The organism is Pseudanabaena cinerea FACHB-1277 (assembly GCF_014696345.1).
GTDB lineage: Bacteria > Cyanobacteriota > Cyanobacteriia > Pseudanabaenales > Pseudanabaenaceae > Pseudanabaena > Pseudanabaena cinerea.
This window is the reverse complement of record NZ_JACJPY010000171.1, coordinates 1-2,692: the sequence shown is the minus strand read 5'-3', so window position 1 is coordinate 2,692 and position 2,692 is coordinate 1. Positions and strand designations below refer to the sequence as shown.

Genomic DNA, 2,692 nt, shown 5'->3' with positions numbered 1-2,692 from the left:
TCCCTGTTAGATTTAGACCTTACTTCGATTAAATTACACCCTAATTTCCACAAGCTTTGCTCTTACGGCTCTATCTCTGACCAATTTTGTCCGTAGTATTGCCATAACTTCACTCTTTTAAAATCTATCGGATGACGTTTTGCAACCATGACTGCTTGATCGAGACTTTGGCGATCGTTCCAGTGATAGAAACCTGCAAGGCGATCCATGACGCATAAAGTCGGGGTCAGAATGTGTAATTCTAATTCACCAATTTTCTGCACAGTGCATTCTTTGTAATCAATGTACTGTTCACCAATCATTAGGGGTGATGGAGGGAACTCGACATAATAGCTTGTATTTGGATGGATGAAATATCTACCTTCTTTGCTAAATCCTATCTGAGACATTGCTTCTTCTAGCTTTTGAGAACTAGCGGGAGAAATAAAGTCGAGATCATCAGATTGATATTCGTTTTCTGAGTACACGGTAACGACACCGCCACCTGTTAGCACGGCGATAATGTTTGCTTTGGTAAGCGTATCTGAGACGATCGCAGCAATCTCAGCTAGGGAAGAGGTTTTGTGTATTTCCAAGGGGTTTATCAGCTTTGCGAGGGCGACGACGTTGGCGATAGTAGGTTTTGATTTCTTCGGTTGGTGTGACTTTGAGGCGTTGGGCTAGTAGGTTTCTAACTGGTGTTACAAATGGCGATCGCGTGTTCCATGTATAGAGGCGAGTTTTGCCGACTAAGCGACTAACTAATAAGCCTGAGTCTTCAAATTTTTGCAGTTGTTTCTGTACTGAACTCAAGGATATCTCAAATGTATCGGCGATCGCTTTGCCGTAGCCTTCTTCATAATTTTCGAGATATAGCAAAACCTGTTCGGGTGTTTTACCGCCAAAAAGTTCTTTTAGCATAGGTTTTAGGTCTAGGACTATCTACCTATTATAGAGGTTATATAGTTGCTATTGTAGGTAGATCGCTATTCGCCAAAGGTAAAACCGCGATGATCGCTTTAAATGATGTTAAACAAATGCTCGGTTTATGAGATTTTAGCTAAATCGCTATTTGAATAAGTGCTGTAAAGGCGATCGCTAAACGATCCAGTTTTCCAACCCTAATCCAGAAATATTGATGAAATTCTTTGTGTTATTTGTAACTACTTGATCATGACGCGATCGCGCTATAGCAGCAATCATGGTATCTAGTTCGCCTGTGGGTTTACCGATTTGTCAATGTCTTGCTGGTTGCGCCATGCACCGAATATACGATTTAGTCTTGCTAGTCTTGCGCTTTTATCTTTAGGTTTGTCTGCTTCAATTTCCAGAAATACTGTTCCATCAGGAATATTAACTATATCTAGCAGTTGAATCGTTTGCCCTGATTTAATGCCTTGAATTTGTAGTTTCATAGTTTTACAGCACCAGTAACGTATTGCTAGAGTAACATATCTGTCTTGAATGGTTTGGGGCGATCGCCTATCCATCCTCATAACCATCGATCACCCCTCAAGTAATCACATCACAAGGCGATCTCTATTTGCTAAATGTAAAACCGCGATGATCGCTTTAAATGCTTTAAATGATGTTAAACAAATGCTCGGTTTATGAGATTTTAGCTAAATCGTTATTTGAATAAGTGCAGTAAATTTGAGATTAACCGAAGTTTAGCTATGTTAGATATTCTTAAACATAAGCAACCTTATCTAATTAGTTAAGGTTGCTTTTCTTGTGAGATAGATCACTCGCTAAATCTTACTTATCAACATACGTTGCAAACAAAGCAAACCCTGCTGCACATTTTTGTGGATTTTCATATGGCTGGACAGCCTGATATACTCCGTTTAGAAGTTCAAGGTTAGTTGCTTTAGCACCTTTTTTTGTCAATATCTCCTTAGTTGCAGCAGACATATCTGCTAATGCCATGCGAGACTCTTGGCATTTAGACTCAAGTTGATCTAATGCTTGTGTATATGGTGCTAATTCACTTGCTGATACATCCTTAGACTGTTTATCTATACCAGCTAAAAGATATTCTGGACTGGAAGTTGATAGACTTGGATTTGATGGATTGGAAGTTGATGAGATTGAAGTTGATGAATTTGAACTCGTTTGGACATTGCGAGGAAGATTAGAAAGGTAAGAACATGAACTAAATCCAACAATTAAAATTGCCAAAAAGACATAGCCTGTAATTATATCTTTCTTGTTGGGGACTATTTCCCCTTTTGAGTTGATATCGTTTTGACGCTCCCATTCAGATTTAATAATATCCCTCTCAGAATAAGCACTAATTAGAATCTGGCTAAAACCTCTTAGATCGTCTGTTTTGAGTTGCGGTGAGATCTTTAACCATAGTTGATCGTATGAAACAGATGTGATTGGTGTTCGAGTCAGCTTAATATTTAGCAATTTTCCAACAGAACTAACCTTTACCGTAAGACCATTAGTTACCACACCTTGAATTTTTTCTTGTAATGCCTGTAAAGATACTGATTCTTGCTTTTCAAGATTTGCAATAGGATAGTTGCACTGTGGACATTTCAAAGCTTTATCAGAAACTTGCCTACCACATTCGGGGCATGAAATAATCGCCATAGATTTTATATCAGAAGTGTTGAACGATAGAAAATAATCAGAAAAAAGCGCTCCTAATTTGTTAAACTAGAAGCCATAAATTAAAAAAATAATATCTATGATGTTATCCAAC

At 38.2% G+C, this 2,692-nt stretch carries 4 protein-coding genes and 1 pseudogene; all 5 read right to left on the bottom strand.

What is annotated here, in order from left to right:
• Nucleotides 1-62 precede the first annotated feature (62 nt).
• The 5 genes and pseudogenes from H6F44_RS22625 to H6F44_RS22610 all read right to left on the bottom strand — a co-directional run bounded on the left by H6F44_RS22625 (nt 63) and on the right by H6F44_RS22610 (nt 2,580).
• Nucleotides 63-575, bottom strand: coding sequence for a hypothetical protein (locus H6F44_RS22625; RefSeq protein ID WP_190353338.1), 513 nt, complete (start codon nt 573-575; stop codon nt 63-65).
• Nucleotides 544-900 (bottom strand): helix-turn-helix domain-containing protein, encoded by a 357-nt coding sequence (locus H6F44_RS22620; RefSeq protein WP_190353337.1) that lies wholly within the window; start codon nt 898-900, stop codon nt 544-546. Before H6F44_RS22620 ends, H6F44_RS22625 begins: the two co-directional genes overlap by 32 nt.
• 177 nt (nt 901-1,077) lie before the next feature.
• Nucleotides 1,078-1,215: pseudogene (locus H6F44_RS24225) on the bottom strand (type II toxin-antitoxin system VapC family toxin); the annotation flags it as partial.
• Complete coding sequence (locus H6F44_RS22615) at nt 1,188-1,394, bottom strand: hypothetical protein (protein ID WP_190353336.1); 207 nt, start codon at nt 1,392-1,394, stop codon at nt 1,188-1,190. The pseudogene H6F44_RS24225 and the gene H6F44_RS22615, both read right to left, overlap by 28 nt.
• Before the next feature lie 343 nt (nt 1,395-1,737).
• Nucleotides 1,738-2,580 carry a zinc ribbon domain-containing protein gene (locus tag H6F44_RS22610; RefSeq protein ID WP_190353335.1) on the bottom strand — a complete coding sequence of 281 codons (843 nt, stop codon included), beginning with the start codon at nt 2,578-2,580 and terminating at the stop codon, nt 1,738-1,740.
• Nucleotides 2,581-2,692 lie beyond the last annotated feature (112 nt).